The sequence below is a fragment of the Shinella sp. OV683 genome (genome assembly GCF_057787725.1).
Genome location: NZ_CM173543.1, coordinates 649810 through 666391, shown reverse-complemented (window position 1 = coordinate 666391; position 16582 = coordinate 649810). Strand labels below are relative to the sequence as shown.

At 59.8% G+C, this 16582-nt stretch carries 16 protein-coding genes; 8 read left to right on the top strand and 8 right to left on the bottom strand.

Features of this window, described 5'->3' with window-relative positions; genetic code table 11:
• The first annotated feature begins 1 nt into the window (after nt 1).
• The 3 genes from ACXHRN_RS03205 to ACXHRN_RS03195 are packed head-to-tail and all read left to right on the top strand — an operon-like array spanning nt 2 to nt 2487.
• The gene (locus ACXHRN_RS03205) at nt 2–658 is read left to right on the top strand and encodes an endonuclease domain-containing protein (protein ID WP_488639907.1); all 657 of its coding nucleotides are present in this window, start codon (nt 2–4) and stop codon (nt 656–658) included.
• Complete coding sequence (gene hydA / locus ACXHRN_RS03200) at nt 655–2109, top strand: dihydropyrimidinase (RefSeq protein WP_488639906.1); 1455 nt, start codon at nt 655–657, stop codon at nt 2107–2109. Before ACXHRN_RS03205 ends, hydA begins: the two co-directional genes overlap by 4 nt.
• A gap of 3 nt (nt 2110–2112) precedes the next feature.
• Entirely contained in the window at nt 2113–2487 is a 375-nt protein-coding gene (locus tag ACXHRN_RS03195; protein ID WP_488639905.1) for a hypothetical protein, read from the top strand.
• Nucleotides 2488–2489: 2 nt separating this feature from the next.
• Here ACXHRN_RS03195 and ACXHRN_RS03190 read toward each other — a convergent pair whose 3' ends face one another.
• Nucleotides 2490–2903, bottom strand: coding sequence for a cupin domain-containing protein (locus tag ACXHRN_RS03190; protein ID WP_488639904.1), 414 nt, complete (start codon nt 2901–2903; stop codon nt 2490–2492).
• Between the two features lie 80 nt (nt 2904–2983).
• Between ACXHRN_RS03190 and ACXHRN_RS03185 the strand changes: the two genes are divergently transcribed.
• The 5 genes from ACXHRN_RS03185 to ACXHRN_RS03165 are packed head-to-tail and all read left to right on the top strand — an operon-like array spanning nt 2984 to nt 7145.
• Nucleotides 2984–3781, top strand: a complete 798-nt coding sequence (locus ACXHRN_RS03185) for an ABC transporter ATP-binding protein (RefSeq protein ID WP_488639903.1) — start codon at nt 2984–2986, stop codon at nt 3779–3781.
• A gap of 30 nt (nt 3782–3811) precedes the next feature.
• The gene (locus ACXHRN_RS03180) at nt 3812–4147 is read left to right on the top strand and encodes a hypothetical protein (RefSeq protein WP_488639902.1); all 336 of its coding nucleotides are present in this window, start codon (nt 3812–3814) and stop codon (nt 4145–4147) included.
• 1 nt (nt 4148) lies between these two features.
• On the top strand, nt 4149–5036 hold the full coding sequence (locus ACXHRN_RS03175) for an ABC transporter permease (RefSeq protein ID WP_488639901.1): 888 nt from the start codon (nt 4149–4151) through the stop codon (nt 5034–5036).
• The gene (locus ACXHRN_RS03170) at nt 5033–6139 is read left to right on the top strand and encodes an ABC transporter permease (protein WP_488639900.1); all 1107 of its coding nucleotides are present in this window, start codon (nt 5033–5035) and stop codon (nt 6137–6139) included. Before ACXHRN_RS03175 ends, ACXHRN_RS03170 begins: the two co-directional genes overlap by 4 nt.
• A 46-nt stretch (nt 6140–6185) precedes the next feature.
• The gene (locus ACXHRN_RS03165; RefSeq protein WP_488639899.1) at nt 6186–7145 is read left to right on the top strand and encodes an ABC transporter substrate-binding protein; all 960 of its coding nucleotides are present in this window, start codon (nt 6186–6188) and stop codon (nt 7143–7145) included.
• Between the two features lie 871 nt (nt 7146–8016).
• Here ACXHRN_RS03165 and ACXHRN_RS03160 read toward each other — a convergent pair.
• From ACXHRN_RS03160 to ACXHRN_RS03130, 7 genes are all read right to left on the bottom strand, one after another.
• The gene (locus ACXHRN_RS03160) at nt 8017–9141 is read right to left on the bottom strand and encodes a branched-chain amino acid ABC transporter substrate-binding protein (protein ID WP_488639898.1); all 1125 of its coding nucleotides are present in this window, start codon (nt 9139–9141) and stop codon (nt 8017–8019) included.
• Nucleotides 9142–9254: 113 nt separating this feature from the next.
• A complete protein-coding gene (locus ACXHRN_RS03155) occupies nt 9255–9608 on the bottom strand; it encodes a DUF6867 family protein (protein ID WP_488639897.1) in 354 nt (117 codons plus the stop codon).
• Between the two features lie 67 nt (nt 9609–9675).
• Entirely contained in the window at nt 9676–10401 is a 726-nt protein-coding gene (locus tag ACXHRN_RS03150) for an ABC transporter ATP-binding protein (protein ID WP_488639896.1), read from the bottom strand.
• Nucleotides 10401–11237, bottom strand: a complete 837-nt coding sequence (locus ACXHRN_RS03145) for an ABC transporter ATP-binding protein (RefSeq protein ID WP_488639895.1) — start codon at nt 11235–11237, stop codon at nt 10401–10403. The genes ACXHRN_RS03150 and ACXHRN_RS03145 overlap by 1 nt, the downstream gene beginning before the upstream one ends.
• A gap of 19 nt (nt 11238–11256) precedes the next feature.
• Nucleotides 11257–12816 carry a high-affinity branched-chain amino acid ABC transporter permease LivM gene (gene livM, locus ACXHRN_RS03140; RefSeq protein ID WP_488639894.1) on the bottom strand — a complete coding sequence of 520 codons (1560 nt, stop codon included), beginning with the start codon at nt 12814–12816 and terminating at the stop codon, nt 11257–11259.
• Between the two features lie 4 nt (nt 12817–12820).
• Nucleotides 12821–13723 carry a branched-chain amino acid ABC transporter permease gene (locus ACXHRN_RS03135; protein WP_488639893.1) on the bottom strand — a complete coding sequence of 301 codons (903 nt, stop codon included), beginning with the start codon at nt 13721–13723 and terminating at the stop codon, nt 12821–12823.
• A gap of 297 nt (nt 13724–14020) precedes the next feature.
• Nucleotides 14021–16447: a GcvT family protein gene (locus ACXHRN_RS03130; protein ID WP_488639892.1), complete on the bottom strand. Its 2427-nt coding sequence runs from the start codon at nt 16445–16447 to the stop codon at nt 14021–14023.
• Nucleotides 16448–16582 lie beyond the last annotated feature (135 nt).

Genomic DNA, 16582 nt, shown 5'->3' with positions numbered 1-16582 from the left:
AATGTCGGCTTGGCGCAAGACCGCCCCCTCATCCGGCCCTTCGGGCCACCTTCTCCCCGCTGGGGAGAAGGGGGAGATTGCCATTCCCGCCACGTTCTACTCGCTATCATCTCGCGAGACATTCAATTGGGCCAGGGAGCATGAAGCGGGCTTCCTCTTCTCCCCAGCGGGGAGAAGGTGGCCCGAAGGGTCGGATGAGGGGGCATGCCACATGCGAAACCCGGAGAAAGTCGTCACAAAGCGCAAAGCCGGATCAACCACAAAGGCGCGAGGCTTCCGCCAAAATGAAACTGAGGCAGAATACCGGCTCTGGAGCGACCTGCGAAACCGCTTGTTGAACCGCCACAAGTTCGCCCGACAGATTCCGCTAGGCCCCTACGTTGTGGATTTTCTCTGCCGGCAGAAAAACCTGATCGTCGAGCTCGACGGCTCGCAGCATGCCGAGAGTGAACGCGACGTACGACGCACCGACTGGCTGAACGCGCAAGGCTATTCTGTCCTGCGCTTTTGGAACGACGAGATTCTTCGCGAAAGACGCGCGGTGCTTGAGACGATCTTAGCGGTACTGGACGGCAAGATCTTTATTCCATGTGCCACGATCCGGTTCTCGCCGGCGCACGTGATCGCCATTTCTAGGAACGAGGGAACAAAACCATGACCACAGTCATCAAGAATGGCACCATCGTCACCGCCGACCTGACCTACAAGGCCGATGTGAAGATCGACGGTGGCAAGATCGTCGAGATCGGGCCGAACCTCTCCGGCGACGAGACGCTGGATGCGACCGGCTGTTATGTCATGCCGGGCGGCATCGATCCGCATGTGCATCTCGAAATGCCCTTCATGGGCACCTATTCCTCCGACGATTTCGAAAGCGGCACGCGCGCCGGCCTCGCTGGCGGCACGACAATGGTGGTGGATTTCTGTCTGCCCTCGCCCGGCCAGTCACTGCTTGAGGCGCTGCAGATGTGGGACAACAAGTCTACCCGCGCCAATTCGGACTATTCCTTTCACATGGCGATCACCTGGTGGGGCGAGCAGGTGTTCGACGAGATGGAGACCGTCGTCAAAGAGAAAGGTATCAATACCTTCAAGCACTTCATGGCTTACAAGGGTGCCCTGATGGTGGATGACGACGAGATGTTCTCCTCCTTCCAGCGTTGCGCCGCCCTCGGCGCCCTGCCGCTGGTGCATGCCGAGAATGGCGATGTCGTTGCCCAGATGCAGGCAAAGCTGCTCGCCGAAGGCAACAGTGGCCCCGAGGCGCACGCCTATTCCCGCCCTGCCGAACTCGAGGGTGAAGCCACCAATCGTGCCATCATCATTGCCAATGCTGTGGGCGCCCCGCTCTATGTCGTGCACACCTCCTGCGAACAGGCGCATGAAGCCATCCGGCGCGCGCGCCAGAACGGCATGCGCGTCTATGGCGAGCCGCTGATCCAGCACCTGACGCTCGACGAGAGCGAATATGCCAATCCGGATTGGGACCATGCCGCCCGCCGCGTGATGAGCCCGCCCTTCCGCAACAAGCTGCATCAGGACAGCCTCTGGGCCGGTCTGGCCGCAGGCTCGCTGCAGGTGGTGGCAACGGACCATTGTGCTTTCACGACTGCGCAGAAGCGCACCGGCGTCGGCGATTTTACCAAGATCCCCAACGGCACCGGTGGGCTCGAAGACCGCATGCCGATGCTCTGGACCTATGGTGTGGCCACCGGCCGCTTGACCATGAACGAATTCGTAGCCGTGACCTCGACCAACATCGCCAAGATCCTCAACGTCTATCCGCGCAAGGGTGCGATCCTCGTCGGTTCCGACGCCGACATCGTCGTGTGGGATCCGAAGCGTTCAAAAACCATCTCCGCCTCCAGCCAGCAGTCGGCGATCGACTATAATGTCTTCGAAGGCAAGACGGTGACCGGCCTGCCCCGCTATACGCTGACCCGCGGCCATGTCGCCATCGAGGAAACGACGATCAAGACGCGCGAAGGCCACGGCCAGTTCGTGGCCCGCGAGCCATTCCCTGCGGTCTCCTCGGCGCTCACCAAGTGGAAGGAAGTCACTGCGCCCCGCAAGGTACAGCGCTCAGGCATACCGGCAAGCGGGGTCTGAAAAATGAAAGCGCCCCGCATTCTCATCACGAGCATACTTTGCGTGGCGCCCTTCGCGGCCTCGGCGGCTTCGCTTCCGATCGATGGCAAGTATGGAAACAAACCGGGATGCCACTATGCAAAAACTGAGGAGTCCTCGGGCGAAGACGATTTCCTGCTGCTGACACCGGACGACGTCAGGTCTTCGGTGGCCTATTGCAGCTTCAAAAGCATCGACAAAACCGTGGGCGACACGATCACCGCGACCCTCACCTGTGCCGATGAGGGCGAGTCAGGCGACCAGGATTTCGTCGCCGATGTCATCCGCACTGGCAACGACAGCTACACCGTCAAATTCAAGGACGGCTCCGTTTGGGGGCCGATGACGCGATGCAGGTGATCTCACCCCACCACCGCCTCCAGCTCCGGCAACAACACCACGCTCTCCTGCTCGTTGGGATCTGTCCTGGCGATCACTGCAGAACAGCTCTCCGTCGTCGAACGATTGACCGGCAGGTGCGGCACGCCGGCCGGGATGTAGAACATGTCGCCGGCCTTGGTGATCACCCGGTGTTCGAGATTGACGCCGTAGAAGGTTTCCACCTCGCCGGACAGTACGAAAATCGCCGTCTCATGCCCCTCATGCATATGCGCCTTGGCACGACCGCCAGGCGGCACTGTCAGCAGCATCATGGCAATGCCGTGCGAGCCGGCAGACTCCTTCGATATGCCTTCCAGATAGGAAAATCCCTGCTTGCCGTCGTAGGGGATAGTGGGGCGGATGAGCTTGCATTCGGGATAAGGGGATGATGACATAACGCGATCCTCGACATAAGAAATCATCACAGGGCGGACGAACCGTTCGTGGGAACATATCAGAATGAAACTGGGTATATATGTCAAACACCAATGAAACCGTGGTCTCGGCGACCGATCTTGGACTGACCTTCCAGACCAATGATGGGCCGGTGACAGCACTCACGGATGTCAATCTCGATGTGAAGAAGGGTGACTTCGTCTCCTTCATCGGCCCCTCGGGCTGCGGCAAGACCACCTTCCTGCGCGTCATCGCCGATCTCGAAAAGCCGACCTCGGGCGCCATCCTCGTCAACGGCATGACGCCGGAACAGGCGCGCCGCAAGCGTGCTTATGGCTATGTGTTCCAGGCAGCCGCGCTCTTTCCCTGGCGCACCATCGAGAAGAACATCGCGCTGCCGCTGGAGATCATGGGCTACAATGCTGGTGAGCAGAAGCTGCGCATCGAGCGCACGCTCGACCTCGTCAATCTCAAGGGGTTCGGCAAGAAATATCCCTGGCAGCTGTCCGGTGGCATGCAGCAGCGTGCCTCGATCGCCCGCGCGCTTGCCTTCGACGCCGACCTGCTGCTGATGGACGAGCCCTTCGGCGCGCTCGACGAAATCGTCCGCGACCATCTCAACGAACAGCTGCTCGAGCTTTGGAAGCGCACGGACAAGACCATCTGTTTCGTCACCCACTCGATCCCCGAAGCGGTGTATCTCTCCACCAAGATCGTGGTGATGAGCCCGCGTCCCGGCCGCGTCACCGACGTCATCGAATCCACCCTGCCCCGCGACCGCCCCCTCGGCATTCGCGAGACGCCGGAATTCCTCGAAATCGCCCATCGCGTCCGCGAGGGCCTCAGGGCGGGACACAGCTATGAAGAACATGTCTGACACATCGAATTTGACCTGGAGCGCCCGTTCATGAAGTTTGGTTTTCTTCTCTGGCTTTCCATATCAGCCGTGATTTTCGTCAGTGCGGCCACCGCGTCCCGCCTCTACGTCACATCCAGCAACGTGCTGTGGGTGGTGCTGTCACTGTCGCTCTATATCGTCGGCAATCTGATCATGATCCGGCTGATGCGCGAGGGAGGCCTCGGCCTGGCTATCTCGATCTCGGCGATTGCCCAGCTTGTTCTCGCCAATCTCATCGCCTTCGGTTTCTTTCAGGAGCGATTGTCGTCCATCCAGATGGGCGGCGTCGGCCTCGGCCTGATTGCCGTGGTGCTGATGCTCTGGCCGACCAGCGCGAGCGTCTGAGATGAATGGAGCGACCAAAACCAGCGACAAGATCATCCCGGTTCTGACCATCTCGGCGATCATCCTCGTCATGTGGTTCATTGCCTCGGTGTTCATGAACGCGCCCTTCCAGCGCGATCAGGACAAGCGCGACGGTGTGACCTCGACATTTCCCGAACTGGTTCTGAAGACGTGGTCGCAGCCCAAGCCGACCATGCCTGCGCCGCAGCAGGTCGTGCAGAACCTCTACAAGAACATCTTCACGGTAAAGCCGTGGTCGGCGCGCAGCCTCGTCTACCATGCCTGGGTGACGCTCTCGTCGACCTTGCTCGGCTTCTTGATGGGCACGGTGCTCGGCATCGTCATCGCCGTCGGCATCGTCCACATCCCTGCACTCGACAGGTCCTTCATGCCTTGGGTCATCGCCTCGCAAACAATCCCGATCCTGGCTATCGCACCGATGATTGTCGTCGTGCTCGCCGCAATCAACATCACCGGTATCCTGCCCAAGGCGCTGATCTCCACGTACCTTTCTTTCTTCCCCGTGGTCGTCGGCATGGTAAAGGGACTGCGCTCGCCGGATGTCATTCATCTTGATCTGGTCCATACCTATTTCGCAAGCAAATCGCAGGTGTTCTGGAAGCTGCGGGTGCCCGCCTCGATCCCGTTCTTCTTCACCTCGATCAAGGTCGCCGTCGCCGCAAGCCTGGTCGGCGCGATCGTCGGCGAGTTGCCGACCGGTGCAGTGGCCGGATTGGGTTCCAAGCTGCTGGCCGGTTCCTATTACAGCCAGACCATCGATGTCTGGGCGGCACTGATCATGGGCTCCCTTGTCGCCATCATCCTGGTGACCATCGTCGACATCGCCGCGCGCTTCGTCCGGTCCGGCATGGGCGGGAGGCCGGAATGATGCATTTCAAGCTCAACTGGCAGGCAATGCTTGCTACGCTCGCCCTCGTCCTCGCCGTGCTCTTCTTGCCGCTGACCACAGTCGCCTCCGCCCTGAGCACGGTGGCGATCCTTGTGCTCATCGCGGCCGCCATCGGTGCCTCGCTCGTCAATGCGCTGACAGCCGCACCAACCGTGGTTGTCGGGCTGGCGGTCCACGTCGCGGTGCTTATCCTGATCGGCACGGTGGCGGGCGCGGAAGGCACAGCCGGAACAAGTTTCTTCGCCACCCTCGCCGCCTGCTGGCTGATTGCCTGGCGACTGGTCACCGTGCTTTCCGGGGATGGCACGAAGCGGTCGGGACAGGGTTTCTGGGGCCGGATCGCCGCCCCAAGCCTGTTTGGCATCTGGATCCTGATCCTGTGGGAGGCGATCACCCGCGGCGCGGGCGTGCCCTTCGTGCTCTTGCCACCACCGTCGGCGGTCGGCGCCCGCATCATGACGTCGCTGCCGATCCTGGCGGCGGACTTCAAGCAGACCGTGCTGAAGGCGGTGATCTTCGGCTTCGTCGTCGGCTCGGGTGCTGGCTTCCTAGTGGCGGTGCTGGCCGATCGCTTCAAGTTCCTCACCAACGGCCTGCTGCCGATCGGCAATCTCGTTTCGGCGCTGCCGATCATTGGTATCGCGCCGGTGATGGTCATCTGGTTCGGCTTCGACTGGCAGTCCAAAGCCGCTGTGGTCATCATCATGACCTTCTTCCCGATGCTGGTGAATACCATCGAGGGACTGAAGAGTGCCGGCCACATGGAGCGCGACCTGATGCGCACCTATGGCTCAAGCCACTTCCAGACGCTGCTCAAGCTGAGGCTGCCGGCCGCGATGCCATTCATCTTCAACGCCCTGAAGATCAACTCGACGCTCGCCCTGATCGGCGCGCTGGTATCCGAGTTCTTCGGCACGCCAATCGTCGGCATGGGCTTTCGAATCTCGACCGAAGTGGGTCGGATGAATCTCGACATGGTCTGGGCGGAAATTGCCCTTGCAGCCGTTGTCGGGTCGTTGTTCTATGGCGCGCTCGCACTTCTCGAACGTGCTACGACTTTCTGGCACCCGTCCTATCGCTAACAAAAGCGGTGCCGCAACAAAGGGGAACTAAAGCATGAAAAATGCAATGAAAGTTACTGTTGCTCTTGCCATGTCACTGATGGCGGGAAGCGTGCTGGCCGCCGACAAGGTGACCCTGCAGCTGAAATGGGTCGCCCAGGCACAGTTTGCAGGCTACTTCGTCGCCAAAGACAAGGGCTTCTATTCCGAGGAAGGCCTCGACGTCGACATCAAGCCGGGCGGCCCCGACATCGCACCTGAGCAGGTGATCGCCGGCGGTGGCGCAGATGTGATCGTCGACTGGGCCGGCGGCGCACTTGCCGCCCGCGAAAAGGGCGTCGGCCTCGTCAACATTGCCCAGCCTTTCGCAAAGGCCGGCATGGAGCTCGTTTGCCCGAAGGATGGCCCGGTCAAGGCCGAAGCCGATTTCAAGGGCCATACGCTCGGCGTCTGGTTCTACGGCAATGAGTATCCATTCTTCGCATGGATGAACAAGCTCGGCCTGAAGACCGAAGGCGGCGCCGATGGCGTGACCGTCCTCAAGCAATCCTTCGACGTCCAGCCGTTGATCCAGAAGCAGGCCGACTGCATCTCGGTCATGACCTACAACGAGTACTGGCAGTTGATCGACGCCGGCTACAAGCCGGACGACCTGATCGTCTTCAACTATGCCGCCATGGGCAACGACCTCATGGAGGATGGCCTCTATGCGCTCCAAGACAAGCTCAAGGACCCGGCCTTCAAGGAGAAGATGGTCAAGTTCGTCAAGGCGTCCATGAAGGGCTGGAAATACGCCATGGACAACCCGGATGAAGCCGCCGGCATCGTGATGGACAATGGCGGCCAGGACGAGAACCACCAGAAGCGGATGATGGGCGAAGTCGCCAAGCTCCTGGGCACCGGCGACGGCAAGCTCGACATGGCACTCTATGACCGCACCGAAAAGGCGCTGCTCGACCAGAAGATCATCGCCAAGAAGCCGGAAGGCGCCTACACGACCGAAATCACCGACGCAGCCTCCAAGTAAGGTTGCTGGGTTTGACACGACGAAGGCGGGTCGCAAGGCCCGCCTTTTTTGCGGGCGCTCAAGCGTGAGGTGATTGAGGATGTCAAAGAGCGTTCACGCGGCGGGATTCCGTCCGTGGCATGCGGCATTTCCATTCTCTTGGCCCGTTAGGGCCGGCCGGGGCGCAAATCGTGCCTCGTAAGTAAATAGTATATGGCGCGCTTTGCGCCCCGTTTCGGTGGTTTTTACCTGCGAACCTAGAGATCTGCTTCCCCACCGCGACAGTGTGCCCGATGGGGAGATGTGTGCCTCTGAGGCACGTCCGCGGCCAGCCACGTCCTTTCGAACGCCGCCGAAGAGGTCTCCGTTTCTCACAGGCCCCCGGCAAGAGAATTTACGTCATCCTCTCCAACCAGGCACCGGCCCCACCTCGCTGTCACGCCTGACAGTGTATCCGTGATGGGACGGGAATCAGTATAAGCGAGATTGAGAGGGCGGGGATATTGGGGGATAAACTATTGAGTATGTTGGCGTATCTCGCTTCATACGATTGACGATGATTTGCCTCATGAGCCCCTCATCTGCAATTTCTATCGTTTAGCAATTGCGCGCACCGTCCCACTTGCAGGCGCCCTTTTCGGGCGCAATCGCTAAGCCGATGAAATTGCTTCTTCTCCCACCAGGGGAGAAGTAGGCATGCGGCGCTGCTCCGATTTTGCCTCTCCCCTTGTGGGAGAGGATAGCAAGCCCGCGAGAGGCGTAGCCGATCGCCTGGGCGCGCTTGGTGAGGGGTAGAAATTGCAAGAGCGGGGGTCATCAAGATACCGCTCAACACCCACAAAAAAGCCCGGCTTTCGCCGGGCTCCTTATCTCGCTCAGACGGTGAAACGGCTTACTTGGTGCCGATTTCGAAGTAGTTGTACTTGCCGTCTTCGCCCTTTTTCCACTGGTACATGGTGTAGTCGGGGCGGGTGATGTCGCCCTTGGCGTCGAAGCCGATGTCGCCGATGACGGTCTTGAACGGACCCTTGGCCTTGGCGGTTTCAGCGACCTTCATCGGGTCGCTAGTGCCGGCGGCCTTGGCAGCGTCAGCGATGATCTGCAGAGCAGCGTAGGAGTAGAGCGTGTAGGCTTCCGGCTCGAAGCCGGCGTCACGGAACTTCTTGACGGCAGCAGCAGCGTTCGGGTTGTTGCGCGGATCCGGCGGGAAGGTCATCAGCGTGCCGTTGACGGCGTCGCCGGCGATCGAAGCCAGTTCGTTGGAGGTGATGCCGTCGCCGGACATCAGCGTAGCCTTCATGCCCTGGTCGGCCATCTGGCGCATGATGAGACCGGCTTCGGTGTGCAGACCGCCGAAATAGACGATCGAGACGCCGGCTTCCTTCATCTTGGCGATAAGGGCAGAGTAGTCCTTTTCACCAGGAGTGATGCCTTCGTAGATCACTTCAGTGATGCCGAGGCCGTTCATTGCCTTCTTGGTTTCGTCGGCAAGGCCCTGACCATAGGTGGTCTTGTCGTGAACCACGGCAACCTTGGCGTCCTTGAAGTGGTCGGCGATGTACTGGCCGGCTACCGCGCCCTGCTGGTCGTCACGACCGCAAGTACGGAAGGTGTTCCAAAGGCCCCGCTCGGTGAAGTTCGGGTTGGTGGACGCAGGGGTGATCTGCATGATGCCGTTTTCGGAGTAGACTTCAGAAGCCGGGATCGAAACGCCGGAGTTGAAGTGACCGATCACGAACTTGACGCCATCACCAACGAACTTGTTGGCAACCGAGATGCCCTGCTTCGGGTCGGAAACGTCGTCGCCGAGCACGATCTTGACCATCTCGCCATTGATGCCGCCGGCGTCGTTGATATCCTTGGCAGCCTGTTCAGCACCCTTCTGGAGCTGTGCGCCGAAGGCCGCATTCGGGCCAGTCAACGGGCCAGCTACGCCGACCAGCAGGTCAGCCCAGGCGGTGCCGCCGAATGCCACCATGGCCGAAATCGCCACGGCTGAGAGAAGCATCTTTTTCATATTTAACTCCCAATAATAGAGACGGTATGGTTCCTTATTTGCCCTTGCCGCCCGTCTTTCGCGGCCAAGGCTATTCCCCATTCGGCTATCTGTTCACAGCCGATGGAATTCTGTCAAACACTCTTTTTCTTCCAGGCAAACAGGCCCGCCTTTTCGTAGAGCCAGTAGTACTTGGTCGACATCTGCTTGGCCCGCGTGTAGCGAAAGCCGGCCAGCGAAAAAATCATCAGGCAAACCGTATCGACGATGTAGTAGTGCAGCGAAAACATCGTGCCGTTGAACAGCGCGTGGTGCACGAACCGGATGCCGATGCCGAGCAGCAGCGTGTAGATCACCACATGCGGGATGATCTGGCCCCAGCCGTCAGCGACGCCCTTGCCAGTGCGCCAGGCGGTCCAGCCGCCGATCAGGAACGATACCATCACGAACGACCAGAAGCTGGGTTCTTCGTAGAGAATACCTTGCATTTCAAAGCTCCCTCATGCGGCCTTCCCGGCAATTCTTCCGAGCCAGGATAGGCCGCCAATTCGATAATCAGTGATGTCCGCCTTCGAGATAGGCGGCGCGCACTTCCGGACTTGCCAGCAACTCCTGCCCCGTACCGCTCATCGTCACCAGGCCGTTGACCATGACATAGCCGCGATGGGCAAGGCGAAGCGCGGCAAACGCGTTCTGCTCGACGAGGAACACCGTCAGGCCCTCCGTCTTGTTGAGCTTGCCAATCGCCTCGAAGATCTGCTTGGAGATCAGCGGTGCCAGACCCAGCGACGGCTCGTCGAGAAGCAAAAGCTTGGGGCGCGCCATCAGCGCGCGACCAATCGACAGCATCTGTTGTTCGCCACCCGAAAGCGTGCCGCCACGCTGTGCCTGGCGTTCCTGAAGACGCGGGAAAAGCGCGAAAATCCGCTTCACGTCTTCATCGAAGAACTTCTGCTTATCGAGGCCGGCGCCCATCTGCAGGTTCTCGAACACCGTCATGCGCGGAAAGATTCGCCGGCCTTCCGGTGATTGCGCGATGCGAAGCCGGGCGATCTCATGCGTCGGCATATGGGTAATGTCGCGGCCTTCGAAGGTAACCGAGCCGCTGCGCGCCTGCGGGCTGCCGCAGACGGTCATCATCAGCGTCGATTTGCCGGCGCCGTTGGCGCCGATCAGGCAGACGATCTCGCCCTTGTTGACTTCGACATCGACGCCGCCAAGCGCCCGGATATTGCCGTAGTAGGTTTCAACACCCTGTACTTTGAGCAGAGGCTGGGACATCAAACATTGCCTCCGGCGATTTTAAGCGCTTCTTCTTCATCATCGACGCCGAGATAGGCCGCGATGACCTTCGGATCGTTCTTGACATGCGTCGGATTGCCGTCGGAGATCTTCTGGCCATATTCCAGCACGACGATGTGGTCGGAAATTTCCATGACCACCGACATGTCGTGCTCGATCAGCAGGATCGATGTGCCCGTTTCGGTGCGGATGCTGCGCAAGAGATCGTTGAGCGCCTGCGATTCGCGCGGATTGAGGCCGGCCGCGGGTTCGTCGAGGCACAGCAGCCGCGGCCCCGTGCACATGGCGCGGGCGATTTCGAGCCGCCGCTGGGCGCCATAGGGCAAATCGCCGGCGGGATCGTCGGCGCGATCGGTCAGATTGGCTTTCTCCAGCCAGAAGCGAGCAAGCTCGATCGAGGCCTTCGACTCCTTGGCGTAGGGGCCGAGCCCCAGAAGGCCGAGCACGGTGAAACCCGACGCCTTCATCAGCTTGTTGTGCTGGGCCACCAGCAGGTTTTCCAGCACGGTCATGCCGGAGAACAGCCGGATGTTCTGGAACGTCCGGGCGACCTTGGCATGCGCCGTGATCTTGAAATCCGGCATCTGTTCGAGCTGGAAGACTTTCTTGTCGCTGCGATTGAAACGGATCATCCCCATCGTCGGTTTGTAGAAACCGGTAATGCAGTTGAAGACCGTGGTCTTGCCGGCGCCGTTCGGACCGATCAGCGCCGTGATCTCGCCTTCATAGGCATTGAACGACAGATCGTTGATGGCCATCAGGCCGCCGAACTTCATTGAGAGATGCTCGACTTCGAGCAGAGTGTTCTTATCCATTGCTTTTCCCCTCGGCGCCTCAGCCATGGCCTTCCTTGGTGAAACTGCCCGAAACGTTCTTGCGTTCGAACAGGAATGCCGTCGGCTGGCGGCTGCCGACAAATCCACGAGGCTTCCAGACCATGATCACCACCATCGCCAGGCCGAAGATCAGCATGCGATAGAGTTCAGGTGTGAAATTCTCGCCGAAGATTTCCTTGAGGAACTCCATTTCGCGCAGCAGTTCGGTGCCGCCGATCATGGCAACTGCAGCAACCGCGATGCCCACCAGCGAGCCCATGCCGCCGAGAACCACGATCGCCAGGATGATGGCCGATTCGAGGAACACGAAGGATTCGGGCGACACGAAGCCCTGGCGGATCGAGAAGAACGAGCCGGCAAAGCCACCGAACATCGCCCCGATCGCAAATGCCGTCAGCTTGGTGTTGGTGGTGTTGATGCCAAGCGACCGGCAGGCGATTTCGTCTTCGCGCAGAGCTTCCCAGGCCCGGCCCACCGGCATGCGGCGCAGCCGGATCGTCACGAATGCCGTCAGCGCGCAGAGAGCCAGGATGAGATAGAACAGGAAGATCTTGTAATAGGCCGATGATGGCATCAGTCCGAATGTCGCGGCAAAACCGGTCGGTGAGGCATCGAATTTGATGCCGAAGAAGGTCGCCTTGGGAATGCCGGAGATGCCGGCCACGCCATTGGTCACTTCACGCCAGTTCTGGATCACCAGCCGGATGATTTCCCCGAACGCCAATGTGACGATCGCCAGGTAATCGCCCTTGAGCCTGAGCACCGGAAAACCGAGGATCACGCCCCAGAAGGCCGAGAGAATGCCCGCCATTGGCAGCAGCACCCAGAAGGACAGGCCGAACTTCTGCGACAGCAGCGCGTAGGAATAGGCGCCCACCGCGTAGAAGGCGACGTAGCCCAGATCGAGCAGACCGGCGAGGCCGACGACGATGTTCAGGCCCCAGCCCAGCATCACGTAGATGAGGATCTGGATGCCGAAATTGTCGATATACTTCAACGAACCCTGCGTGCCCGCGAAATAGAGCACGATCGGCGGATAGAGCACCAGCGCCAGCACCGCCAGAAGCGTGAAATTCCGCGAAATGAAAGCGCGGAAGTAATAGAAGACCCACGAGATGAAGTAGATGATCGCAACGGCCTCGATGACCGAGACGATCCAGTCGCGACCCGGCATGCTCGCTTTCAGCTGTGCCCCGAAAACCACCAGGATCGCAGCGATCGCTAATGCGGCGGCGGCATAAGGCAGCGCGTAGAATTTCTGCGCAGCCTTGCCCGGAACGAAGCTAGGCAACAGGCTCGCCGCCTTGCGGTCTGCCAGATGCGGCCGGATAACCGTGATCAGCAGGAAGCGAATGACCATCACCGCAACGACGACGAGGGCTAGCCTGACCCAGTGGGTCACGACAACCAGCTCGTTGTGGATGTTCTGCGTCGTCTCAAGGCCGATGAACAGGATGAACAGGCCGAGAGCGATGACACCGGCGAAGATAGATTCGCGGATGGCATAGGCGGTCAGGTTTGGTGTGGCCGCCTTTTGCGTAGGATAGGTGCTGTGCATGGGATCAGACCTTCTCGACTTCGGGTCGTCCGAGGATGCCCGAAGGCTTGAATATCAGCGCGATGGCCAGGATGGAGAACGTCGCGACATCCTTGTAGTCGATGCTGAAATAGGCCGACCAAAGCGCCTCGATCAGGCCGATCAGCAACCCGCCAAGCACAGCGCCAGGCAGAGAGCCGATGCCGCCGAGAACGGCTGCGGTGAACGCCTTGACCCCCGGCACGAAGCCGTCGGCAAAGGAGATGACGCCGTAATACATCAGGTACATCGTGCCGGCGACGGCAGCCAGTGCCGCGCCCATGACAAAGGTGATCGAGATCGTCCTGTCGACATTGATGCCCAGGAGCGCCGCCATCTTGCGATCCTGCTCGGTGGCGCGCTGCGCGCGGCCCAGCGAGGTGCGATTGACGATGTACCAGAAGCCGGTCAGCAATATCGCGGTCAGCACGATGATGACGATCTGCTTGAGCGACACCGTGATGTTACCGAAGCTGTAGACGTCGGTGATCATGCCCGGGATCGCCTTGTTGCGCGGTCCCTGCGTCACTTGCACGAAGTTCGAAATCAGGATCGACATGCCGATCGCGGTGATTAGCGGCGCGAGCCGGAAAGACCCGCGCAATGGCCGGTATGCCATCTTTTCGATCGACCAGTTCCACAAGCTGGTGACGGCCATCGCAACGACCATCATCACGAACAGTGAAACGGCGACCGGAAGGCCGGCAAACATCGCCGTCAACACCAGATATACGAGCAAGGCGGAAAATCCGCCCATCATGAAGATATCGCCATGGGCAAAATTGACCATGCCGATAATGCCGTAGACCATTGTGTAACCGATTGCGATCAGACCATAAATCGAGCCAAGCGTCAGCCCGTTTAAGAGCTGCTGGATAAAATACTCCATCCGTTTTTCCCCTAGCGCAGTTATTGTTTGCTGCGCGTATCTTTTTTGCCCCGGCCCTTTATGGGCTCTCTAGGTGAGGGGATTCCATACTGTTTTCGACATAAATGTGAAGCTAAAAAGTGCGATTTCAGAAAAAACTTTGTAACATTAGTTAAGTTCGGCGCTTTTAAAGGCGTTTGCCGTGGAAAAAATCGAACAAAGTCAAAAAAACAGACAAAGCCACTATAACCATAGACAAAAGTCTAATGCCGGCCGGAAAACATCAGTTCTCCGGCCGAAAAGTCGCCTAGCAGCAAGCTAGTTCCGCATCACGGACCCATTACCATCAAAGAGTGGCACAGCCTGCAGCCGTGCATCCAGCATATCGCCAAGCAGCTCGACCTGCCAGCCCCCTTCAACATCAGCGATTTCCTTGGGCACGTAACCAACGGCAACGGACAGTCCCGGGGTATGCGCATAGCCGCCTGATGTCACCCAGCCTCGCACCTCGCCCTTGTGCCAGATCGGCTCGTCGCCGACGACGTCGGCATCGCGCGCCTCGACGATAAAGGTTCTGAGCCGCATCGCGCCACCTTCGGCCTTCTCCTTGGCAGCAGCCGCCTTGCCGATGAAATCCGCGTCCTTCTTGAGCGCGATGAAGCGACCAAGCTCGGCCTCATAAGGTCCATAGAGCGGCCGATATTCGCGCGACCAGCTGCCATAGGCTTTTTCGAGGCGCAGCGAGTTCAGTGCCCTGAGGCCAAACATGCGAATGCCGAATTCCTCGCCCGCCTCGAGCAGCTTGTCGAAGATATGACGCTGGTATTCCGGCTTCATCCAGATCTCGTAGCCGAGATCGCCGGTATAGCTGACACGTCCGACGATCGCAGGCGCCTGGCCGATATCCATCTTGCGAATCGCCATGAACGGGAAGTTTTCCGTCGACATGTCGGTGTGGGTCAGCTTGGCCATGACCTCGCGCGCCTTGGGTCCGGCAATCGCCAGACCGGTGAGGCCGAGCCCAACCGCCTCGAATGTCACCGACCCGTCGGTCGGCAGATGGCTCTCGAACCAGCGCATGTGATAGTTTTCGGCCACGCCCGAGCCGATCAGCAGGAACTCGGTATCGCTAAAGGTGGCAAGCGTGAAATCGCCGATCAGCTTGCCGTCGTCCTTCAGCATCGGCGCCAGCGTCATCTTGCCGACGTCGGGAATGCGGCAAGCCAGCATCCTGTCGAGGAAGGCCTTGGCGCCCCTGCCCTTCACCCAATATTTGGCAAAGCCCGATGTCTCCATCATCCCGACAGAGGCGCGCACGGCCTCGACCTCTTCGCCGACCGTGTCGAAATCGGTCGACCGTCGCCAGGAGAACTTGTCCTCCACGCCTTTCGGTGCAAACCAGAGCGCCTGCTCGAGTCCGTAATAAGCCCCAAATACGCCGCCCATCTCCTTGAGCTTGTCATAGATTGGCGTCGTCTGCAGCGGGCGACCGGCCGGCAGTTCCTCGTTGGGGAAGCGGATCGAGAAGCGGCGGGAATAGGCTTCGCGCACCTTGGCATTGGTGTAGGCGAGTGTCGCGTAGTCGCCGTAGCGGGCGATATCCATGGCAAACACGTCGAAGCCGGGATCGCCGTGGATCATCCAGTTGGCGAGCGCCAGGCCAACGCCGCCGCCCTGGCTGAAGCCAGCCATGACAGCGCAGGCCGACCAGCAATTGCGAAGCCCCCGGATTGGCCCGACCAGCGGATTGGCGTCTGGCGAGAAGGTGAAGGGGCCGTTGATGACGGTCTTGATGCCGGCGTTGTTGAAGGCCGGGAAATGCCTAAAGCCGACTTCGAGTTCACCGGTGATGCGCTCCAGGTCTTCGCCGAGCAGTTCATGGCCGAAATCCCATGGCGTCGTGATTGGCGACCATGGACGGCAGTCCTTTTCGTAGGTACCCATCAGCATGCCGCCGCGTTCCTGGCGGATGTAAATCTCGCCGTCGAAATCGACGCAATGGACGATCTCGCGACCGCTCGCCTTGTTGAACGCCTCGACCTCCGGCATGTCCTCGGTAATCAGGTACATGTGTTCCATGGCCAGAACAGGCAGCTCGAGCCCGATCATCCGGCCGACTTCACGCGCCCAGAGGCCGGCACAATTGACGATGTGCTCGGCGATGATCTCGCCCTGATTGGTGATCACGCGCCACGACCCATCCTCGCGCTGCACGAGATCCTCGACCTTGGTGTGCAGGTAGATTTCGGCGCCGTTCTTCTTCGCCGATTTCGCATAGGCATGCGTGGTGCCATAGGGATCGAGATGTCCTTCGACCGGATCGTAGAGCGCGCCGACGAACTGGTCGGGATCCATCAGCGGCATGAATTCCATCGCTTCCTTCGGCGTCAGCAACTCGCTGTCCAGCCCGCCGTAGCGGCCCTTGGCCTTGATGGTCTTTAGCCAGTCGAAGCGGTCCTTGGTGGCCGCTAGCATCAGGCCAGAGGTCATGTGCAGGCCGACATCCTGGCCGGAATATTCCTGGATCTCCTTGTAGAGCTCGACGGTGTATTTCTGCAGCTTGGCGACATTGGGATCACCGTTGATCGTATGCATGCCGCCCGCCGCATGCCAGGTGGAACCCGACGTCAGTTCCGAGCGCTCCAGCAGCACGACATCGGTCCAGCCGAATTTGGTGAGGTGATAAAGCACCGAACAACCGACGACCCCGCCGCCAATGACGACCACTTTGGTATGACTTTTCATGCGCACAGCTCCGCCGCCGGAGGGATGCTAAAATCCCCCCGTTCTTGATAACCAATTGATTGGAAAAGGCATTCCGATCCGCTACACGCTTGCGCGCGAGCTCCGAACCGCCCTCGAGTTCACGAGAGCAGACTA